Genomic DNA, 19,090 nt, shown 5'->3' with positions numbered 1-19,090 from the left:
TCATGCAAAAATCTGAAGTACTTTTTACAAGAGCACAAAAAACTATCCCTGGCGGCGTAAATTCACCCGTACGTGCATTTAAAGCCGTAGGTGGAACCCCTCGTTTTATTACCAAAGCAGATGGCCCATACATGTGGGACGTTGATGGTAAGCAATATATCGATTATATCCAATCGTGGGGACCGATGGTGCTAGGTCACAATAACCCTGCTATACGTAAAGCTGTCATTGAAGCATCATTTAACGGCTTGTCATTTGGTGCGCCGACTGAAGCTGAAGTTATTATGGCTGAAACGGTAAGCCAATTAGTACCGTCGATGGAAATGGTGCGCATGGTGAACTCGGGTACAGAAGCCACTATGTCAGCCATACGACTTGCTCGAGGGTACACGGGTCGAAACAAAATTGTGAAGTTTGAAGGCTGTTATCATGGGCATGCTGACTCGTTGCTTGTTAAGGCAGGTTCTGGCGCATTAACCTTAGGCGTTCCAAGCTCGCCGGGTGTGCCCGCAAACGTTGCAGAACACACGCTTACGGTAGAGTATAACAACATTGATAGCGTAAAAGCGGTGTTCGAAGAGCATGGTGACGACATCGCATGCATTATTGTCGAGCCCGTTGCAGGCAACATGAATTGCATTCCGCCAGTAGAAGGCTTTCTGGAAGGGCTTCGCGAAGTCTGTGACCAGTATGCAAGCGTGCTGATTTTTGATGAAGTAATGACAGGCTTTCGTGTTTCACGTGGTGGCGCCCAAGAAAAGTATGGTGTTAAGCCAGATTTAACCTGCTTAGGAAAAGTCATTGGCGGCGGCATGCCAGTGGGATGTTTTGGCGGTAAAAAAGAAATAATTACGCATATCGCGCCAACCGGACCGGTTTATCAAGCAGGTACGCTATCAGGCAACCCAGTTGCAATGGCTGCGGGTCTAGCCGCAATGAACCAGATAAAACAAGAAGGGTTGTACGACAGTATCTTCGAAAACACACAAGCGTTGGTAGATGGCATGCAAGCACTTGCTGACAAACATGGCATACAACTAAGTACTAATGTTGCTGGCAGTATGTTTGGGTTATTCTTTACCGACGTTAAACGAGTCACGAACTACCAGCAAGCCATCAATTGTAATACTGAACAATTTAACAAGTTTTATCACGGCATGCTGAATGAAGGTGTCTATTTAGCGCCTGCGTCTTACGAAGCTGGCTTTGTTTCTAAAGCCCATGACAAAGACATCATTGCGAAAACATTGGAAGCGGCAGACAAAGTGTTTGCCACACTATAAGTATTATTGGACACGACTGTGACATTTAACGACTGGTTACTGACTTTCTTATTTTTGGTAAGTGCATACAGCGTTGTTGTCACTGCAGTGCTGGTGGCGCAGCGTCGCCAGCACAACGATAAACAAGCGCAAAACCATTCCAACATACAGCGTATCCACATCGAGACGCTGGATGAAAAAGAAAAGCGTTTCCAAGCTACCGCTGACGAAGCCCTTCGTTTGTCGCAAACGTTTCAGAAATTCGTTCCCAAACAGTTTGTCGATCACATCGCTAAAAAAGGGTCTGATTCGCTTGAGTTAGGCCATGCCGATGAGGACGAAGTGGCCATTTTGTTCTGCGACATTCGAGGCTTTACAGGCCTTTCGGAAAAGATGCGGCCGCAAGAATTAATGAATTTTCTAAATTCTTATTTTTTGCGAATGAACGACCCTATCCATCAAAACCAAGGCTTTATTGATAAGTTTATTGGCGATGCCATTATGGCCTTATTTGACCACCCAGGCGGTTCAGCTAAAGAGAAAGCCGTCGATGCGCTCAATGCAGCCCTTGATTTGCGTAAAGCCTTAGGTATTTATAACAAGCACAGAGGAAATAGTGGATACGACCCTATAAACGTGGGGGTAGGCATTCATTTTGGCCCGGTGATTTTAGGTACAGTAGGCTCAGACGATAGAATGGATACCACTGTTATCGGTGATAGCGTTAATATTGCGTTTAGACTAGAGTCGTTAACCACCAAATATAATGCCGACATTATTGTTAGCGCTCAAGTACTTCAAACCATCGGTGCAGACTTTCCAATTAAAACGCGCTTGTTGGATTGGGTCAGGGTAAAAGGGCGTGAAGCACCTATTGAAATATACGAAATCCTTAGCCATCTGCCCAAAGCAGAGCAGGACATTCGCTATTCAGTACAAACCAAGATTGCTGCTGGCTTGGCATGTAGGATCAACAAACAATGGGACGAGTCAATTGCGCACTTTAACGCGGCGTTAACGATCAACCCTGACGATTTGTTAGTAAAGCACCACATTGAAGTCTGCAAGATATATCGCAATATGGACCTTGCTAATGACTGGGACGGTGCGCTTAATATTCAGTAGTCAACGCGCTTTGCTTGGTTGCGAATAAAGGTGACAGATGGCGCAAAAAACGCCGCTCCGGTTTCCGCACTCGTAAAATCTAACCAGCGATCATAGTCGCCTTCCCCATTACCATAAATTTGGCTGTGTAACATGGCCTTAAAAGGTCTGGCGCTAGCACTGCAGCAAACAAAGAACAGCCCCTGTGATGCCATATCGCCATATGGCATACCTTGTTTTATCAACTCGACTTCGCCCCCTTCTGAGCTTGTACCATGTGCACGAACACTATGGGAGGAAGCTGAGCATTCTGCGCTATCCAGATTGTGTTCTTGAGTTTTTCCCATCACCTGCTCTTGCTGGCGAGTGGAAAGGCTATGCCACCGGCGAAGGTCGTGCCGATAGCGTTGAACATGAAGGTAACTACCGCCGCTAAAATCTGGGTCATTTTCACCGATGATGGCAACGTTGCGTCGCTTCATGCCTCTTGGGTTATCGGCGGCATATAAATAACCATTTAGATCTCGGCCGTCCAAATAGCGAAACCCTCTTATTTGTTCAACTAATTCAACGTGCAAACGAAGTAAATCCATTACTTCGATACCAATCGCATGGCAAATATCTAAACGGTCAGCTCGAATTTGAATAAACAAGTCACACGGCATGGTAGGCGCACTTCGGTCCTCACATTGCATATCAGGAAAAGGCGCTAGCTCTATTGGGATCAAACCGGGATAAACATCGTTCCAATAGCCGGTACCAATAGCAACCACACCCGTTACCATGGCTTCATAATGCTCATTTTCGAAATGTTCGAATATGTCTAATACCCGAGATAATTTTGCCCGCACGGCTTCACTGTCATCATCCACGACATTCAGCAGTAAGTACTGTGCATGCAAATTTGGCTCGGCACATATTCCTTTTTGTGGTTGTGTCATCGGGACTCTTATTATTGTCTATTTACCCTAACGGCGTGACAGCAAGCGACTCGCCTAACGGTCTTATTCCTAAGTGTGTCTAATAGCCAGCAGCTTGTCCATCTTTTCGACTTTCTGATGCACCAAAATATACACCTCGTTTATCGTCCCACACAATTGCCTGGTAGCCTCCAAATGCCCCTACAACCCGTTGTAATGTGTGGCCTCGCTCCATCAATTCACGCTGAGCCTTTTCACTAAAGCCCGATTCTAAGCTTATGTAGCCGCCATCCATCATTAAATCGCCCGTGGGACTGCTTGAACCGCTATGAAGAATACGGGGCGCGTCGCCCGCTTCTTGTAAATTCATGCCAAAATCAAGCATATTGACGATAATTTGCGCGTGCATCTGAGGTTGTGTACCTCCTCCCATTACACCAAAGCTCATTAACGGCTTTCCATTACGCGTGACAAATGCAGGTATGATGGTGTGGAATGGACGCTTTCCTGGACGATACTCATTAAAATGGCCTTCTTGTAAGGTAAACATCTCCCCCCTATTTTGAAGAACAAAGCCTAAGCCTGGAGGAGTCATGCCCGAGCCCATACCGCGGTAGTTACTCTGGATAAGTGAGATCATGTTGCCGTCTTTATCCGCCACCGTGAGATAAATAGTGTCACCTTCATAAATGCCCGCATCAATGCGTTTGGACGCGTTATCCTCATCGATTAGTGCTTGTCGCTTAGCGGCATACTCTTTAGATATAAGCCAATCAACGGGGATAGTGTTGAAGTCAGGGTCGGCATAAAATTTAGCGCGGTCCTCAAATGCCAGCTTTTTAGCCTCGACGAAGGTGTGAATGTAATCCGCTGAACCAAACCCCATACCTTCAATGTCGTAACGCTCTAATACGTTGAGGATTTGTAAGGCTGCTATACCCTGTCCATTTGGCGGTAATTCCCACACATCATATCCACGATAGTTAGCAGACACCGGCTCTACCCATTCGGAGGTATGAGACGCTAAATCTTGATATGACAAAAAACCGCCTTGCGTTTTCATGTACGCATCAATGGTTCGTGCAATATCGCCTTTATAAAAGGCATCTCGCCCTCCGGTGGCAATTTTTTCGTACGTTACTGCCAAACCTGGGTTTCTAAAAATATCGCCTTTTTTGGGCACTTTACCATTGAGTAAGAAGGTATCCGCAAACCCATCGTAATGCCCAATTCTGTCAGTGTTCATTTGCCAGTAATAAGCAATTAACTCACTGACAGGAAACCCGCTGCGCGCATATTTGATGGCAGGCGTCAGTAGCGTCGACATGGGTAGCTTGCCAAATTTATCGTGTAGTGCAAACCAACCATCCACAGCGCCAGGAACCGATACCGGCAGAGGACCAAACTTAGGGATTTTATTTACGCCCCGCTCAGCAAAGACAGACTTGGTTAGTTGGCGTGGTGAACGGCCTGACGCATTTAACCCTACGAGCTTTTTCTCTTTAGCATCCCACACGATGGCGAACAAATCACCGCCAATCCCGCTTCCTGTAGGTTCGACAAGACCTAACATCGCATTGGCTGCAATGGCTGCATCAACCGCACTGCCACCTTGCTTCAGGATATCAAGCGCAACTTGCGTTGCTAACGGTTGACTGGTTGCTGCCATGCCGTTTTGAGCGATTACTTCTGAGCGACTGGCAAAGGGCTCGCCGGTTATTCTGTCGTAAGCCGATACATTGCCAATGACAGCAACATATCCTATTGAAAGTAACAAAAGCGCGCGCAGTAGCATGGTGGTTCCCCAAATAACGTGTTTTATTCTTATAGTAGTTACCTAGTGTAGCGCTATTTGCCTGTATATGAAAAACCAATAACTTGCGCTGCGTTTTACGTAATACCACAAGACTTAAATATATAATTTGTACGCTTACAAATAAAAAAGCCTCGCACGGAGCGAGGCTTAACTAAAGTAATTATGGCATTATTAGCGTTATTATAAATTGCCTAATCAGGGTTTCTTAAGAACGACCGCCTGTAAAATCTGGGTAAGCTTCTAAACCACACTCACTCATATCTACGCCGTCAAACTCTTCTTCTTCTGACACTCGAATTCCGATTACTGCTTTTAGCGCCAACCAAACCGCTAGGCTTACTACGAATACCCAACCGAAGATTGTTGCTGCACCAATAAGCTGCCCTGTTAGGCTTGAACCGTCATTTGTGAATGGAACAAGAATAAGACCAAGAAGACCCACTACACCGTGTACCGAGATAGCACCTACTGGGTCATCAATTTTTAGCTTATCAAGCGTAACAATACTTAGCACAACCAAAATACCACCAAGACCACCAAACAAGGTTGCTTCTAATGGTGTAGGCGTAGATGGCTCTGCCGTAATGGCTACCAAGCCAGCAAGTGCACCATTGAGTGCCATGGTAAGGTCAGCTTTGCCAAACATAACGCGAGCAAGCAGAAGTGCAGCGATTGTTCCGCCAGCCGCCGCGGCATTTGTGTTCATAAACACGATTGCAACAGAGTTAGCACTTTCAACAGTTGCAGTAGCCAGTACTGAACCACCGTTAAAGCCAAACCAACCCATCCATAAAATGAACGTACCTAGTGTAGCAAGCGGTAAGTTTGCTCCAGGAATCGCATTCACTTTACCATCTGCTGTGTATTTACCTTTACGAGCGCCTAGTACAAGAACACCCGCTAAGGCTGCCGCTGCACCTGCCATGTGTACAATGCCTGAGCCTGCGAAATCAGAGAAACCTAAATCGCCTAACGTATACAGACCAAATACTGCTTCACCGCCCCATGTCCATGCACCTTCCATTGGGTAGATGAAACCAGTCATAACAACGGTAAACGCTAAGAACGCCCACAGTTTCATACGCTCAGCAACCGCACCAGATACGATAGACATCGCTGTTGCGACAAAAACAACCTGGAAGAAGAAGTCTGCAGATGGTGCATATGTTGCTGGCTCGTCAGTAACGCCCGTTGCGCCGTCGCCCATGATGCCGCTTAAAAATGCACCCCATTCACCGCCGCCATACATGATGCCGTAACCGCAAACCATATACATGGTGCAAGCAATCGCAAACAGTGCGACATTTTTAGTCAATATTTCAGTCGTATTTTTTGCTCGTACAAGTCCAGCTTCAAGCATTGCAAAGCCTGCTGCCATCCACATAACAAGCGCGCCGCAGACTAGAAAGTAAAAGGTATCAAGCGCATACCCTAGTTCAAAAGTGATTTCCATTATGGTTTCTCCGCAAAAATATCGTTATGGCTTACAGCGCGTCGCTATCAGACTCACCCGTTCGAATACGAACGGCGTGTTCAAGGTCATAAACAAATACCTTGCCGTCGCCGATCTTGCCTGTTTTAGCTGCGCTAACGATGGCTTCAACTAAGCGTTCCACCTGATCATCTTGCACTGCAATTTCTAATTTAACTTTAGGCAGAAAATCCACCTGATATTCCGCTCCGCGGTAAAGTTCAGTGTGTCCTTTCTGACGTCCGAAACCTTTCACCTCGGTGACGGTCAAACCGTCAATACCGATTTCAGAAATGGCTTCACGAACATCATCTAGCTTGAACGGCTTGATGATAGCAGTGACTAGTTTCATGAGTTGCTCCAAGTAATGTTGTGGTTATAGTGCACATTTCGTGTCTTATGCCTGATATAAACCAAGAGATGTGCCACAAATTTTAAGTATTAAAAAACAGTCACTTAATAGAAAAATGGGATATATTTCTTGAGAAAGTTGCACCATAGTGGTGCGCACAGGTGTTATTGCCCCATGCACGAGCACGGTAGGGTAAGGTGTCGATTTTTAGCGGTAGAATTAGGATGAAATTACAACATGGCGAACAATGGAATGGATAATATTTAATGGCTACCCCATTGCCCTTTTCGGCCTCTGACATTTGTGAAATGCGCATCGCTGCGCCTGCAAGGGGGCGTTGGCGTGACGCGAAAAGTATAAGTCTCGCGGTAGCAATTCATGTTCTTGCATTTATTGCTGTTATGATAAGTACGACGTTTTCTTCTTTACCACCCTCATATTTATCGCCAGCGCAGACAACGCCGCCGGTTCGCGCTGCATTGTATTTTCAACCCAGCACAGCAAAAACGCCCACTAATACTGACGCTGCAAAACAGCCTACCAATACGCCTCTTCAAAGCGCAGAAGCACCACCGATTAACGAGGGCGTTACTCACCCCGATAATCAAGTAGTGCCAACATCTCAGGCAGAAATGGATAATGAAACCGCTAGTGAGGACGCGTTTGAGCAAGTGCCTCTTGAAGCTATAGAAAAGCCGGGCGATAGTGATTTTAAGACACAGCAAGCGACAACAAGCGACCAGCCCATTTCGACAGATAGCGCCGTCACTAACTACTTTCGTGACTACAATAATGCGCAACTGCGAGAAGATGCACAGCAAGCCTCTACGATCTTTAGAAAGCGTAAAACTAGCCCGGTACTGATTGACCCTACCTATGAACGCGATATTAACCCTGATGAGCAGCGTGTCGTTAAGAAAGTAAATTGCACCGGTACAACCAACAAGGTGCTTACCCTATTGAGTGGATTAGCCGGTGGCACGCTCAAATGCACTGACAGGGGCAACGCTGATCAATTTATTGAAAAGCGTATTAAAAAAGTGCCAGATCCCGATAATTCGCAACGATAACACAGCATCAGGTTTAGCCTACTTCACTGCTTGTTAAAAAGACTCGCTGCCATTACGCCATGTGCTTCGAAGATACCGTTGCCAAACTAGCGCTTGGCAACGTATGCTTATGAATCTAAAACGAAAGGAATACTATTGTGGCCGCAGCAAACTTACTTGCCCTTCTTGATGATATTGCAACCTTAATGGACGACATTGCCGTAATGTCGAAAGTCGCCGCTAAGAAGACCGCCGGTGTATTAGGAGACGACCTTGCGCTTAACGCGGACCAGGTACAAGGTGTCAAAGCGGATAGAGAGCTTCCCGTAGTGTGGGCAGTCGCTAAAGGCTCGCTACTTAACAAAGTTATTTTGGTGCCCGCTGCACTTATCATCAGTCATTTTGTTCCCTCACTTATTACACTATTGCTCATACTGGGCGGCCTATTCTTATGCTTTGAAGGTGCAGAAAAGTTGCTTCATAAGTACCTTCCTCACGATGATGAGCGCGCAAAACAAGAAGCGAGAATTGAAGCGGTCAGCAAACCTGATACCGATATGGTTGCCTTTGAAAAAGACAAAATAAAAGGGGCAATACGAACAGACTTTATTCTTTCAGCCGAAATCATTGTTATTGCATTAGGCAGTGTCAGCGATGCCCCCTTCACCACCCAACTAGGTGTGCTTGTTGCACTTAGCTTAGCGATAACGGTTGGTGTATATGGTCTGGTGGCCGCTATTGTAAAAATGGATGACGTTGGTTTGTACCTTTTAAGAAAGTCGCTGACAGGCTCTATGAATACCGTGCAGCGGTTTACTGGAAGAGCGCTGCTAGTTGCAGCCCCTGCGCTGATGAAGACCCTTGCGGTTGTGGGCACCATTGCGATGTTTTTGGTTGGTGGAGGGATCCTCACACATAATATTTCAATGCTACATCATGTCGCTGCAAACTTTATTGCATTAGCGCCTAACGCGGCATTAGTCATGTCTATTTTAGCTGATGGTATCGCGGGGCTGGCAGCGGGAGCCGTGTTAGCAATCGTATTCACCGCAATATCTCAACTAAGAAAGCCAAAAGCGGCGTAATCATTACCCTTAAATCACGTGCGTTGCGTTACCTATTCGGCACTCTCAGGCCTAGGTGGCGCGGCAGCTCTTTTATCCCCCCATGGTGTACCTGGTTAGCCTCTAACCTTCAAACTGCATACCATTCACGCGCCCTTCACTTGCAGTTAGTATTTTTCGCCACTTGGTATGTGAAATTCGCTAATAGTTAGTATCAGCTTATCTCTTTCTTTGTCAGCGCCTGAAGCAATAAAAATAAAATTATCTAAATTCAGTTACTTACGATAATTGTATAAATTGGCACGTCCCTCGCAATAAACCAAGTGTTCTTTGATAACGACTTAAGAGATAGCTGCCACGCAGTACATTTCAGTGCAGTGTCTAACTTTTTAATTTAGGAGATTACCATGTTCCATGTTCGTAAAATTTTCACTGCACTTACTATTACTGCTGCTTTGTCATCGTCAGCGTTTGCGGCTCACGTCGATAACGACAACCTATTGAGCCATACAGATTTTATGGTGGAACGTGCTGCAGCTGATGTTAAGCAGGATGTAACACTTAATATTACATATGATGTACTAACGGCAAGCCATACCTTTGAGCCTGAAGATGATGGTGAAAGAACGCTGATTGCCGACATCACTATTACGCCGATAAAGCGTGCTGACCTAAAAGATAACGACGCGTAAGGAGGCTCCCATGTTTACCGCGACAGCATTATTGATGTTAGTACTCGGGCCGGTCGTTGCCTTTGCGCTTAGCGCTATTGCCTTTTCAACGGCCCGCTACATGTTGAAGTAAGAGATTTGCTCCCACCCTGAGCCCGCCCCTTGGGCATTTCACTCCAGTGGGGAGATAGAAAACTATTACATGTGATGTTTTCTATCTTCTTTCTGGAGTTTTTTTATCCAAAAATTCGTTCCCACCAGCTTTTCTTTTTAGTTCCCGTTTTGCTACCGGGCTTAATGCTTTTCCCAGCACAATCTTGTTGTGCAGGAGGCAGTACGTCAAGTATCGCCGGTACACTCAGACTATTGGCACACCCAGCAACAACTACGTTACCTGTCGAGGCGTCAAAATGTGCAATACCTAAGCCATCAGGAAAACGGCGAGACAGCGATTTTGGCGATTGCGACTTCATATAATTTACGAAAACAGGGAGCGCGCCCCCCGCGCCTGTTAAATTAATAGGCTTATTGTCGTCATTCCCCACCCATACGGTCACCACATTATTGCGGTCGAAACCACTAAACCAGCTATCTCTATAGTCATCGGTAGTACCGGTTTTACCTGCCATATTTACATTGCCAAATGTGGCTCCAATACGTTTTGCGGTGCCATCTGTCGTGACTTTATACAGGCCATAATTAAGTAGGTAGGTAGCAGCCTCGTCGGTGCGCTGCGAATAAAATTCTGCTTTCTGCCAAATCAACGCATTATCTGCACTGACCACCGAAGATACCGTATGAAGAGGCACATAACGCCCGCCATTTGACAGCGTTTGGTACATTTGATTGGTATTAAAAACCGACAGTTCGAATGCGCCTAGCGTAACCGATGGAACGGGTTCAATAGGCGTTTCAACACCTAAGCGGGCAATAGTGTCGATAACCACATCAAGCCCTAACTGCATACCTAAATTGACCGTGGGGATATTAAGTGACTCTGTTAGCCCCTGAACCAGCGGCACTTGACCTCTAAACGATTTATCGTAGTTTTGCGGTGACCACGATTTACCATTTTCACTTTCAAGGGTAATAGGCTCATCAAGCAATGGTGTCGCCAAATTATATTGAGTGGGATCCTCAAGAGCTGCCAAATAGATGGCCGGTTTAATAAGCGACCCAATAGGACGCTTCGCATCTAGCGCTCGGTTAAACCCTTTAAATGCGTAATCTCTTGCGCCAACAATAGCTCTAACTTCCCCTTTTGCACTATTAGTCACCACAATCGCGCCTTGTAGTGGAACCTTTCTGTCTTTTTGTAGACCATCAAGCGTATTTGCTAGGGCTTTTTCAGCACGTCGTTGCGCGACAATGTCTAACGTGGTGAATACTTTTACCCCAGAGTCCCGTAAGCTGGCGTCCGCCAATATTTCAGACAACTCTTTTCTCACCTGCTCCATAAACGCGGGGTGCTTACCGCTTGCTAAGCTAGCGCCACTGGCAAGCCCTAACGGCATATTGATGTATTTCTCGTAGGATGCTCGATCGATTTCATTTTCATCGAATAACATGCGAAGCACTAAATCTCGACGCTCTTTTACACGGTCTTCATAACGTCTGGGGTTATAGTACGAAGGCCCTTTAATCATTGCCACCAGCGTCGCAATTTCCGGCACACTAAGCTCGTTCGCCGGACGGTCGAAGTAGAAGTAGCTTGCCAGCCCAAAACCATGAACGGCCATGTCGCCATTTTGGCCTAAAAACACTTCGTTCAGGTATGCCTCTAAAATATCTGATTTGCTATAGCGAGCGTCGATGATAATAGCCATCAACGCTTCTTTGGCTTTCCTTACGATAGAGCGCTCTCGCGTTAAGAACATATTCTTTACGAGCTGCTGGGTAAGTGTACTGCCCCCCTGTACCGTTCTTCCTGCCGCAATATTAGCCATTAACGCGCGAAGAATGGAAAGTGGTGCTACGCCGTGATGGTTATAAAAGTTACGGTCCTCAACTAATGTTAGCGCTTTTGGAAGCAGGTCAGGAATAGTGTTTAACCGCACCAACATACGATCTTCTTGACTCCCACTAACCATGCGAGTTACCAGCCAAGGCTCTAACTTGACGCTGCCAAAAGGTCGACTTTGCGATTTATCGTAAATTTCACCTATACGTGCCCCATTCCAGGTGATCACAAGATGACGAAGAGGCTCTGCGCCTTCAGGAAATTGAAACGCTCGGCGCTGTATGGTGAGCACCTTATTCTGGTAGCTATACTCACCGCTGCTATCAGCAAATGTCACTTTGCGGTAGCCTAAAAGTGACAATTCATCGATGACTTCTTTAGGTGTAATTTCTTCACCTTTACTCAACAGCAAGGGGCGGGCAAAAATTTGCGCTGGCACTTCCCATTTATTACCCGAAAAAGAGTGCTTAATTTGCGCATCAAGATAAAACGCATACGCCCCCAATACAACAAGGCCAATGACGCATACACGCCAGAAAAGGGTGAAAAGCCAAGAGTATTTCGTTTTAGATTTTGCTTTAGATTTTTTATTCGCCACTTGCTGCGCCATGATGATAAATGCTGGAAACGTAAACGACTACGCCGTTAGCTAATTTGATAATAATACTGCAGGGCCCGCACCTAAGCGCACACTACGAAATAATGAGACATTAAACACTACCATTGCCGGTACGTGTCAACAACCTGCAGTCTGCAATTCAGTCGCGACGTTGCCCAATACAAACCCATGCTTAGAAAACACATTTGAATCAACGTTCACTTTTATTTATTCCTTTAATTATGGCTTAAAAACAGTAAGTGAGTAAGTACCAACTTGAATTTTACTCGCGTTTGCTTGTCACACGAGATAGCATAAACACAAGCAACTTAGGAACTGTACTATGCGCATTATTATTAATGGAAAATATTGGCTCTCGGCCCTTACGCTTCTGACAAGCATCCATACGTCATCAAGTTTCGCTTCTGAAATATTCGCTTCATGTACTGCATCGCTTGAAGAACAAGCTACAGCCGAAGGCGTTAGCCAAGATACCATCGATGCTATTTTTCCGTCTTTAGTTCATCAAGATAGAGTAATTGAACTTGATCGCAGCCAACCTGAGTTTGTACAAACGTTCCCAGGGTATTTCAGCAAGCGCGTAACCGATTGGCGAACAGATAAAGGCCAAGAAATGTATGCGAAGCACAAAACACTGCTACATACATTAAGTGATAAGTACGGTATTCCTCCCCATTACCTTTTATCGTTTTGGGGTTTAGAGACTAATTTTGGTAGTTACCGGGGTAAAATGCCAGTGCTTGATTCATTGGCCACGTTGGCGTGTGATCCACGTCGAAGCGCGTATTTCACACAAGAGTTTTTGGTAGCGGTCAAATTGTTTGAGCGTGAATCGCTAACACGCGAAGAAATGATTGGTTCGTGGGCTGGCGCGATGGGACACACTCAGTTTATGCCGTCTGCGTACACGCACTATGCCATTGATGGTGATGGTGATGGAAAAATAAACCTCTTTAACAGCGAGGAAGACGCCCTTTCCTCTGCGGCTAACTTTTTAGCAAGCTTAGGCTGGCAGCGTGGATTTCGTTGGGGCCGAGAAGTTGTCCTTCCAGAGAGTTTTGATTATCAACTTTCTGGCTACAAAAATAAACGTTCGCTAAGTGACTGGGACGCACTAGGAGTTACCAAAACCAATGGCGAACCGCTTGGTGAGGACGAGACAACCGCCTATGTGATTGTTCCTGCCGGACACAATGGACCTGCGTTCGTTGCATACCAAAATTTCAGGGTAATAATGCGTTGGAACAACTCTGAATTCTATGCACTTGCTGTGGGTGTGTTGGCCGATAGAATTGCGGGCGCATCTGGCATCAAAGCGCCGCTTCCTGATTTACCTACATACAGTAGGCAAGACATCATTGCACTCCAAAAGAAACTTAACACATTAGGTTATGATGTTGGCAAGCCAGACGGCATTATTGGCCCCGCCACGCGAGAAGGTATTCGTAATTATCAAATTGCTAACGACATGGTAGCCGACGGTTTCCCCGGTCTTAACGTAATGGAAGCGTTAGCACTAACGCCAGCTTAAAATAAGGTCAAAGCGATAGTTAGTGCTTACAACTAGTAAACACTAACCTCTATAGTGAAGCGATGGGACAGCGTTATCCCATCGCCTTTTTCGTTTTGTTCGTGGGGATGGCCGTTGCTGGGTCGTCTGGCCAAAAATGCTTGGGGTACCGCCCCTTCATTTCTTTTTGTATTTCTTTATAACTTCCTTGCCAAAACGCGCCTAAATCGCCGGTTGTTTGCAGTGGGCGGCCTGCCGGAGACAGCAACTCACACAACACGGTCACACGACCCTGCGCCAACGTTATAGACGTAGCTTGAGAGTACATTTCTTGCATTTTTGCCGACAGATACACATTGCCGTTCTCATGATAATAAAGTGGCACGTTACGTTTCGTTGGGATCTGAATAGCGGTTGGTAAGCATGTCGCCAAGGCATCTTGTTGTGGCCATGACAGTGCATTATTTAACATGTCATTCCATGGCAGAGCCTGTAATGCTTTAAGCGACTGCACTCGTCCCATCTTTTCGAGTAAACTGTCTTTGGCGTGCTCTAACACATCTTGCAGGGTCGATGGCCATGGCTCCGGGCCATCAAAAGCTTGCGGTTGGGGCAAAGCGAGTTTTTCTGCCAGTTTTACGCGATACCACCACTGCCACGCTTTTTCGGTAAGTGGCCATTGTGAGTAAGGTAAGTCACTCAAGTACGTAAGCCACGCATCACAGGTTTTCTGTTTAATACTGTCTGCATTCTTTGCTTTATCATGTCCACTTACGGGGTTACTCGCTAGCTCTATACGGAAAAAGCCAACCACGTTCCTGACTTCCATTACCTCTTTATCTGGGTTGAAGCTTACTTTTTGTGTTTGGGTAAATGCATCACTGTAAAGGGTGTTAAGAAGCGACTCATCTATTGGCTGCGCCGCACGAATTTTTAGGGTATTGCCAATATGCTGACCATGCAAGACAGTAAGCCAAGGTGCGTTGATATTCCCTTCAATTTCGCCTCCTTTTCCGCTAGCAAATTTATAACTGCCTTGTCGGTAATACGCTACTTGCTTTGGAAAAGCGAGTGCTATGCAACTTGCGATGGCGTCATCTTCGAGGGACAAAATATCTAACGCATTTTTCGACAGACCAACATGGCCTGCGTAGCGTTTTGCTTGGCGGGTAAGTGCGTCTCTTGTACTTGAGGTTGAAGTGCGAATAATGGCGGAAATATTGGTGTCGCTTGATGGTGGTAACTGGCTTTCACTTAAAGCCACGACAAACGGCGCAGCTAAACGCATTGCATGCTTGAGCGAATCACTTAGCCCTTTTACGCCCGCTTTGCACTGTACCAGCATATGCGCCAAGTTGGGGTGACAAGGCAGTAAGGTAAGCTCGCGTCCATACGCCGTTAATACATCGTTATTAAGTGCGTTAATGGCGGTTAGATTGGCACGAGCAATACTTTGTTGTGCAGCTGTGGGTTGTGTAAGCAAGGCAAGTTTCTCTGGCGATGTTCCCCAACTATACGTTTCCAGTAAAAACCGACTTAGATCTTCTTGCTCTATTTGCGCAGGAGAATGCGATGATAGTCGTTCAAAACTGCTTTTTGAGCATAATCGATAACAAACGCCGGCACTAACACGGCCTGCTCGACCTGCACGCTGAGTAGCCGATGCACGGGAAATACGCGTAGCGGTAAGTTCGGTAAAACCGCTGCTTGCATGATAATGCGCTTTGTTCTCCCACATACTATCGACAACGACTTTCACGCCTTCTATTGTCAAACTGGTTTCAGCAATGTTGGTAGCAAGAATAATCTTTCGACGCCCTTCGCTATCGCAGGAAATAGCGCGCGTTTGCGCTTCTTTATTTAGCCCACCATGTAAGGTAAGTATCGCAATATCATGCTCATCAGCCAATGAACTTAAGCCACGAAATACGGCATTTATTGCGCCGATACCAGGCAAAAATACTAATACGTCCCCCTCATGAGAGCGCACGGCTTGGCGCGCTATAGACACCGTTGCCTCTATTAACTCATGTGCTAGCACGTCTTTAGCATATTTAATATCGACGGGAAACGCTCTGCCTTCTGCATGTAGATGGGTAACGTTGCGGTCTGCTGAGGATGTCATTAATGCAAGCAGCGGGTCTATATCAAGTGTGGCCGACATAACCACCAGGCGAAGGTCGTCGCGTAAGCCCGTTTGTATTTCTAGCGCAAGGGCTAAACCAAAATCACTGTGAATACTTCGCTCATGAAATTCATCAAAAATAACCATCGATATGCCGCTGAGCTCGGGGTCGGACTGAATCATACGGCTTAAGATCCCCTCCGTAATGATCTCAAGCTTTGTATCATTGCTCACGTTGCTCTCTCCCCGCACGCGATATCCAATGGTTTTTCCCACAGGTTCGTTAAGTATGCGGGCTAAGTAGTGCGCAAGACTTCGCACCACAACACGCCGTGGCTGCATAAGCAATATTTTGCCTGTGGGTGCAGAGGCTAACAGCGCAAGGGGAAGTACCGTAGATTTACCCGCACCTGGCGGCGCGCCAATAACAACATTGCTATCAATAATGCTTCGCTGTAAACGTTCTATAAGCTGCGCGGCAGGCAGATGAGACAAAGGCTGTAACATAGCGGTTAAGTAAACTGAGACAAACTAATCACCGTATTGTACCTAATTAACAGTATAATGCTGTGCTGTTTTTAGGCGACAGATGTGCACAAGGGAGAAAACCATGCGTTGTTTTATAGGGATTGATTTAGCACCGTCTGAAAAGCTGGCACTTGAACATTGGCGTGAAAAAGCACTGCCAGACGTGTTGCCCAAACAACACACTCCACCCCATGTTAAGCATAAGCGCGCTCACGCATCGGTTTTATCGTCGCCCCCGTACGCGATACCTGCCGCTAACTACCATATAACACTTTGCTTTTTAGGTGACATTACCCACCGCCAACATGACGCCATAATAAGTGAACTCGATACGATTGTAGCCCCGCCCTTTTCTGTCACGTTAGACACTACCGGGGTGTGGAATGGGCCAAAAATTCTTGTTGCTGCGCCCAGCATCAAAGAACCAGCATTGGTTGAACTGGCTCGTTCAACACGCAAAGCAGCGCGCGCCAGCAATATCAGTGTCGAAAAAAGAGAATACCGCCCTCATGTCACTGTGATTCGAAAAGCAAATCATACGCTCCCCCCGCCACGCATTTCGCCACACATTCATTTGGCAGTATCTGCATTTCATTTATTCGAGTCGGTATCTACACCGAACGGCGTCAACTACCCGATAAGACACAGTTGGTCGCTGCAACATGCCATGTCTGTGAGAGAGCAGCTACGAAAAGGGTTGATTTAACGCTTAACACAATCGTTCATGCGGTATTAGTTATATCAATTAGTTGCGTAACTCTCAGATTAAAGGGCTTTACTTGACTCGTTAGGCTCGGTAAAAAGGTGTACTGTTTTTTGATTCGTTACCTCATCCATGCAACAAACATTTAGATTAGTAATAGACTGCCCCGACCAAATCGGCTTGGTTGCCAGTGTTTCTCAATTTTTAGCCGACCATAGTGCCACTATCGTTGAAGCCAATCATCATACCGACCTTAAGACAGGTCGTTTTTTCATGCGACATGAGATTGGTGCCGACTCGTTACGTCTTGACTACGACAGCTTTCTAGAGGCATTCACGCCCTTAGCAAACGAGTATCAAATGAATTGGAAATTGACTGATTCATCAAAGAAACAACGTGTTGCATTGCTTGCAAGCGTCGAGTCTCATTGCCTAGTAGACTTACTTCATCGTTGGCACACCGGCGAACTCGCTTGCGATATTCCCTGTATTATTGGTAATCATCCACAAATGAAGCAATTTGCTGATTGGTACAAAGTGCCATTTCACTGGGTAGATTTTAAAGCGTTAGGCAAAGATGCTGCTTTTAATCAAATATCGACATTATTAGATGAATACGAGGTCGACCTTACGGTACTGGCGCGCTTCATGCAGATATTACCTGACACCCTTTGTCAAAAATTAGCGGGAAAAGCGATAAACATACATCACAGCTTCCTGCCAAGTTTTGCAGGGGCAAAACCCTATCAACAAGCGTACGACCGAGGTGTAAAACTTATTGGTGCAACGTGCCACTATGTTACGAAAGACCTTGATGAAGGACCAATTATTGAGCAAAGCGTAAAACGTATAAGTCACAGCGACAGTGCACCAGACATGGTCAGAAAAGGCAAAGACTGCGAAGTAAATGCCTTGGCCCACGGCGTGCGTTACCACTTAGAGGACCGCGTGATTATTCATCATAATAAAACGGTGGTGTTCGCGTAATCGTATTACCTGTCAACGAACCGCTGTGCAAACAATAACGTGCCAAGCGGTTCTGCCTTTCAGTTTGCATAAAAAGAATGTTTAATAGTTTGCCTCACCACTCAAACATTGCTTTAGATGTAACGGAAAAGGCGGCTCTGGCGCACCTCGTTTACCTGCATACTGAGAAACAATGGTTCCAACTACCCCGTTTTGTTTGAGCAGGTTTAACGCATTTTGAAGGCTTACTGCTGTAGCCGGATTACTCTCTTTATTTAACGCTAGAAAGTTTCCCCCCAGTGACACATCATCAAACGCAAAAACCGGTACAACATCTTTTATGTTAAGACCCGCTTCATGCAACTGAGATGCTAGCGTAAGAGACGACCCTATCATTAAGTCCATCCTACCGAGCCTAAACATTTTAGAATCATCATGCTTTTTAGCAAAAGTGAGAAAGTTCTCGCCTTCTATAAAACCCATCTTTTTCAATAGGGTTTCGTAGGTATCCCCTCGTGCAATTCCCACAGTATAGTCTTTTAGTGACTCAGCATTAGTAACCACGATGTCTTCTCGACTTTTCAGGCGGTAAAAGCACCCATTACTTGACACTAGAGGGCCTATCCAAATAAACCCATCTTCACGGTCCGGCGTTCTAGCGGTAGAAAATATTCCGCTATTTGGTTCTGTCGATGCGAGCTTAAATGCTCGTTGCCAAGGCAGGAGGTCGAAGGTGCAGTTCACTTGTGCGATATTACACGCCGTTGATAAAAGCTCGGCATTAATACCAGTCACATTGCCTCGGCTACCAAAATTGTAAGGCGGGAAATTTTCAGTAAACAAGGTTAATTCATTCGCATTCAATGCGACGCTAAACAACAAAAGTATAGAAGCAGCCGTATTTTTCATAGTAGTAGTGCGGTGTCACCGTGACTGACGTACTACTTAGTGTATACGACCATCGCAGATT

The 19,090-nt window shown here is 46.0% G+C and carries 15 protein-coding genes; 8 read left to right on the top strand and 7 right to left on the bottom strand.

The window, feature by feature from the left end; all coding sequences use genetic code 11:
• The first annotated feature begins 2 nt into the window (after positions 1-2).
• Both hemL and ACOJRU_RS01785 read left to right on the top strand, forming a co-directional pair.
• The gene (hemL, locus tag ACOJRU_RS01790) at positions 3-1,283 is read left to right on the top strand and encodes a glutamate-1-semialdehyde 2,1-aminomutase (RefSeq protein WP_421133358.1); all 1,281 of its coding nucleotides are present in this window, start codon (positions 3-5) and stop codon (positions 1,281-1,283) included.
• An 18-nt stretch (positions 1,284-1,301) separates the two neighbouring features.
• Positions 1,302-2,387: an adenylate/guanylate cyclase domain-containing protein gene (locus ACOJRU_RS01785; protein WP_421133357.1), complete on the top strand. Its 1,086-nt coding sequence runs from the start codon at positions 1,302-1,304 to the stop codon at positions 2,385-2,387.
• On the opposite strand, the gene ACOJRU_RS01780 is transcribed toward ACOJRU_RS01785, so the two are convergent.
• The 4 genes from ACOJRU_RS01780 to glnK all read right to left on the bottom strand — a co-directional run bounded on the left by ACOJRU_RS01780 (position 2,381) and on the right by glnK (position 6,925).
• Positions 2,381-3,307 (bottom strand): Dyp-type peroxidase, encoded by a 927-nt coding sequence (locus ACOJRU_RS01780; protein ID WP_421133356.1) that lies wholly within the window; start codon positions 3,305-3,307, stop codon positions 2,381-2,383. The genes ACOJRU_RS01785 and ACOJRU_RS01780 overlap by 7 nt on opposite strands.
• Positions 3,308-3,386: 79 nt before the next feature.
• Positions 3,387-5,081 carry a gamma-glutamyltransferase gene (ggt, locus tag ACOJRU_RS01775; RefSeq protein WP_421133355.1) on the bottom strand — a complete coding sequence of 565 codons (1,695 nt, stop codon included), beginning with the start codon at positions 5,079-5,081 and terminating at the stop codon, positions 3,387-3,389.
• Positions 5,082-5,307: 226 nt separating this feature from the next.
• Positions 5,308-6,555: an ammonium transporter gene (locus tag ACOJRU_RS01770; RefSeq protein WP_421133354.1), complete on the bottom strand. Its 1,248-nt coding sequence runs from the start codon at positions 6,553-6,555 to the stop codon at positions 5,308-5,310.
• A 31-nt stretch (positions 6,556-6,586) separates the two neighbouring features.
• On the bottom strand, positions 6,587-6,925 hold the full coding sequence (gene glnK / locus ACOJRU_RS01765) for a P-II family nitrogen regulator (protein ID WP_421133353.1): 339 nt from the start codon (positions 6,923-6,925) through the stop codon (positions 6,587-6,589).
• Between the two features lie 266 nt (positions 6,926-7,191).
• Here glnK and ACOJRU_RS01760 point away from each other — a divergent pair, with 266 nt between their 5' ends.
• The 3 genes from ACOJRU_RS01760 (at position 7,192) to ACOJRU_RS01750 (ending at position 9,730) form a co-directional block, all read left to right on the top strand.
• Positions 7,192-7,995 (top strand): hypothetical protein, encoded by an 804-nt coding sequence (locus ACOJRU_RS01760; RefSeq protein WP_421133352.1) that lies wholly within the window; start codon positions 7,192-7,194, stop codon positions 7,993-7,995.
• A 137-nt stretch (positions 7,996-8,132) separates the two neighbouring features.
• Positions 8,133-9,059 carry a DUF808 domain-containing protein gene (locus ACOJRU_RS01755; RefSeq protein WP_421133351.1) on the top strand — a complete coding sequence of 309 codons (927 nt, stop codon included), beginning with the start codon at positions 8,133-8,135 and terminating at the stop codon, positions 9,057-9,059.
• A gap of 386 nt (positions 9,060-9,445) precedes the next feature.
• The gene (locus tag ACOJRU_RS01750; protein ID WP_421133350.1) at positions 9,446-9,730 is read left to right on the top strand and encodes a hypothetical protein; all 285 of its coding nucleotides are present in this window, start codon (positions 9,446-9,448) and stop codon (positions 9,728-9,730) included.
• A 215-nt stretch (positions 9,731-9,945) separates the two neighbouring features.
• Here ACOJRU_RS01750 and mrcB read toward each other — a convergent pair whose 3' ends face one another.
• Positions 9,946-12,279: a penicillin-binding protein 1B gene (mrcB, locus tag ACOJRU_RS01745; RefSeq protein ID WP_421133349.1), complete on the bottom strand. Its 2,334-nt coding sequence runs from the start codon at positions 12,277-12,279 to the stop codon at positions 9,946-9,948.
• A gap of 331 nt (positions 12,280-12,610) precedes the next feature.
• Here mrcB and ACOJRU_RS01740 point away from each other — a divergent pair, with 331 nt between their 5' ends.
• Positions 12,611-13,819, top strand: a complete 1,209-nt coding sequence (locus ACOJRU_RS01740; RefSeq protein ID WP_421133348.1) for a lytic murein transglycosylase — start codon at positions 12,611-12,613, stop codon at positions 13,817-13,819.
• A 73-nt stretch (positions 13,820-13,892) separates the two neighbouring features.
• On the opposite strand, the gene hrpB is transcribed toward ACOJRU_RS01740, so the two are convergent.
• Positions 13,893-16,430 (bottom strand): ATP-dependent helicase HrpB, encoded by a 2,538-nt coding sequence (gene hrpB / locus ACOJRU_RS01735; RefSeq protein ID WP_421133347.1) that lies wholly within the window; start codon positions 16,428-16,430, stop codon positions 13,893-13,895.
• Positions 16,431-16,533: 103 nt separating this feature from the next.
• On the opposite strand from hrpB, the gene thpR reads away from it, so the two are divergent.
• Positions 16,534-17,157 carry an RNA 2',3'-cyclic phosphodiesterase gene (gene thpR, locus ACOJRU_RS01730; RefSeq protein WP_421133346.1) on the top strand — a complete coding sequence of 208 codons (624 nt, stop codon included), beginning with the start codon at positions 16,534-16,536 and terminating at the stop codon, positions 17,155-17,157.
• Positions 17,158-17,286: 129 nt separating this feature from the next.
• Positions 17,287-18,141: a formyltetrahydrofolate deformylase gene (gene purU, locus ACOJRU_RS01725; RefSeq protein WP_421133345.1), complete on the top strand. Its 855-nt coding sequence runs from the start codon at positions 17,287-17,289 to the stop codon at positions 18,139-18,141.
• Positions 18,142-18,222: 81 nt separating this feature from the next.
• Here purU and ACOJRU_RS01720 read toward each other — a convergent pair whose 3' ends face one another.
• Complete coding sequence (locus ACOJRU_RS01720) at positions 18,223-19,029, bottom strand: substrate-binding periplasmic protein (RefSeq protein ID WP_421133344.1); 807 nt, start codon at positions 19,027-19,029, stop codon at positions 18,223-18,225.
• Between the last annotated feature and the right edge of the window lie 61 nt (positions 19,030-19,090).

It is taken from the genome of Alteromonas algae, from assembly GCF_049117195.1.
Classification (GTDB): Bacteria; Pseudomonadota; Gammaproteobacteria; order Enterobacterales; family Alteromonadaceae; genus Alteromonas.
This window is presented reverse-complemented; position numbering and strand designations above follow the sequence as displayed.

Bases quoted from the DNA above. Each gene is read 5' to 3' on its own strand.
- hemL (WP_421133358.1), top strand. From the start codon at position 3: ATGCAAAAATCTGAAGTACTTTTTACAAGAGCACAAAAAACTATCCCT.
- ACOJRU_RS01780 (WP_421133356.1), bottom strand. From the start codon at position 3,307: ATGACACAACCACAAAAAGGAATATGTGCCGAGCCAAATTTGCATGCA.
- ggt (WP_421133355.1), bottom strand. From the start codon at position 5,081: ATGCTACTGCGCGCGCTTTTGTTACTTTCAATAGGATATGTTGCTGTC.
- ACOJRU_RS01770 (WP_421133354.1), bottom strand. From the start codon at position 6,555: ATGGAAATCACTTTTGAACTAGGGTATGCGCTTGATACCTTTTACTTT.
- glnK (WP_421133353.1), bottom strand. From the start codon at position 6,925: ATGAAACTAGTCACTGCTATCATCAAGCCGTTCAAGCTAGATGATGTT.
- ACOJRU_RS01760 (WP_421133352.1), top strand. From the start codon at position 7,192: ATGGCTACCCCATTGCCCTTTTCGGCCTCTGACATTTGTGAAATGCGC.
- ACOJRU_RS01750 (WP_421133350.1), top strand. From the start codon at position 9,446: ATGTTCCATGTTCGTAAAATTTTCACTGCACTTACTATTACTGCTGCT.
- mrcB (WP_421133349.1), bottom strand. From the start codon at position 12,279: ATGGCGCAGCAAGTGGCGAATAAAAAATCTAAAGCAAAATCTAAAACG.
- ACOJRU_RS01740 (WP_421133348.1), top strand. From the start codon at position 12,611: ATGCGCATTATTATTAATGGAAAATATTGGCTCTCGGCCCTTACGCTT.
- hrpB (WP_421133347.1), bottom strand. From the start codon at position 16,430: ATGTTACAGCCTTTGTCTCATCTGCCTGCCGCGCAGCTTATAGAACGT.
- thpR (WP_421133346.1), top strand. From the start codon at position 16,534: ATGCGTTGTTTTATAGGGATTGATTTAGCACCGTCTGAAAAGCTGGCA.
- purU (WP_421133345.1), top strand. From the start codon at position 17,287: ATGCAACAAACATTTAGATTAGTAATAGACTGCCCCGACCAAATCGGC.
- ACOJRU_RS01720 (WP_421133344.1), bottom strand. From the start codon at position 19,029: ATGAAAAATACGGCTGCTTCTATACTTTTGTTGTTTAGCGTCGCATTG.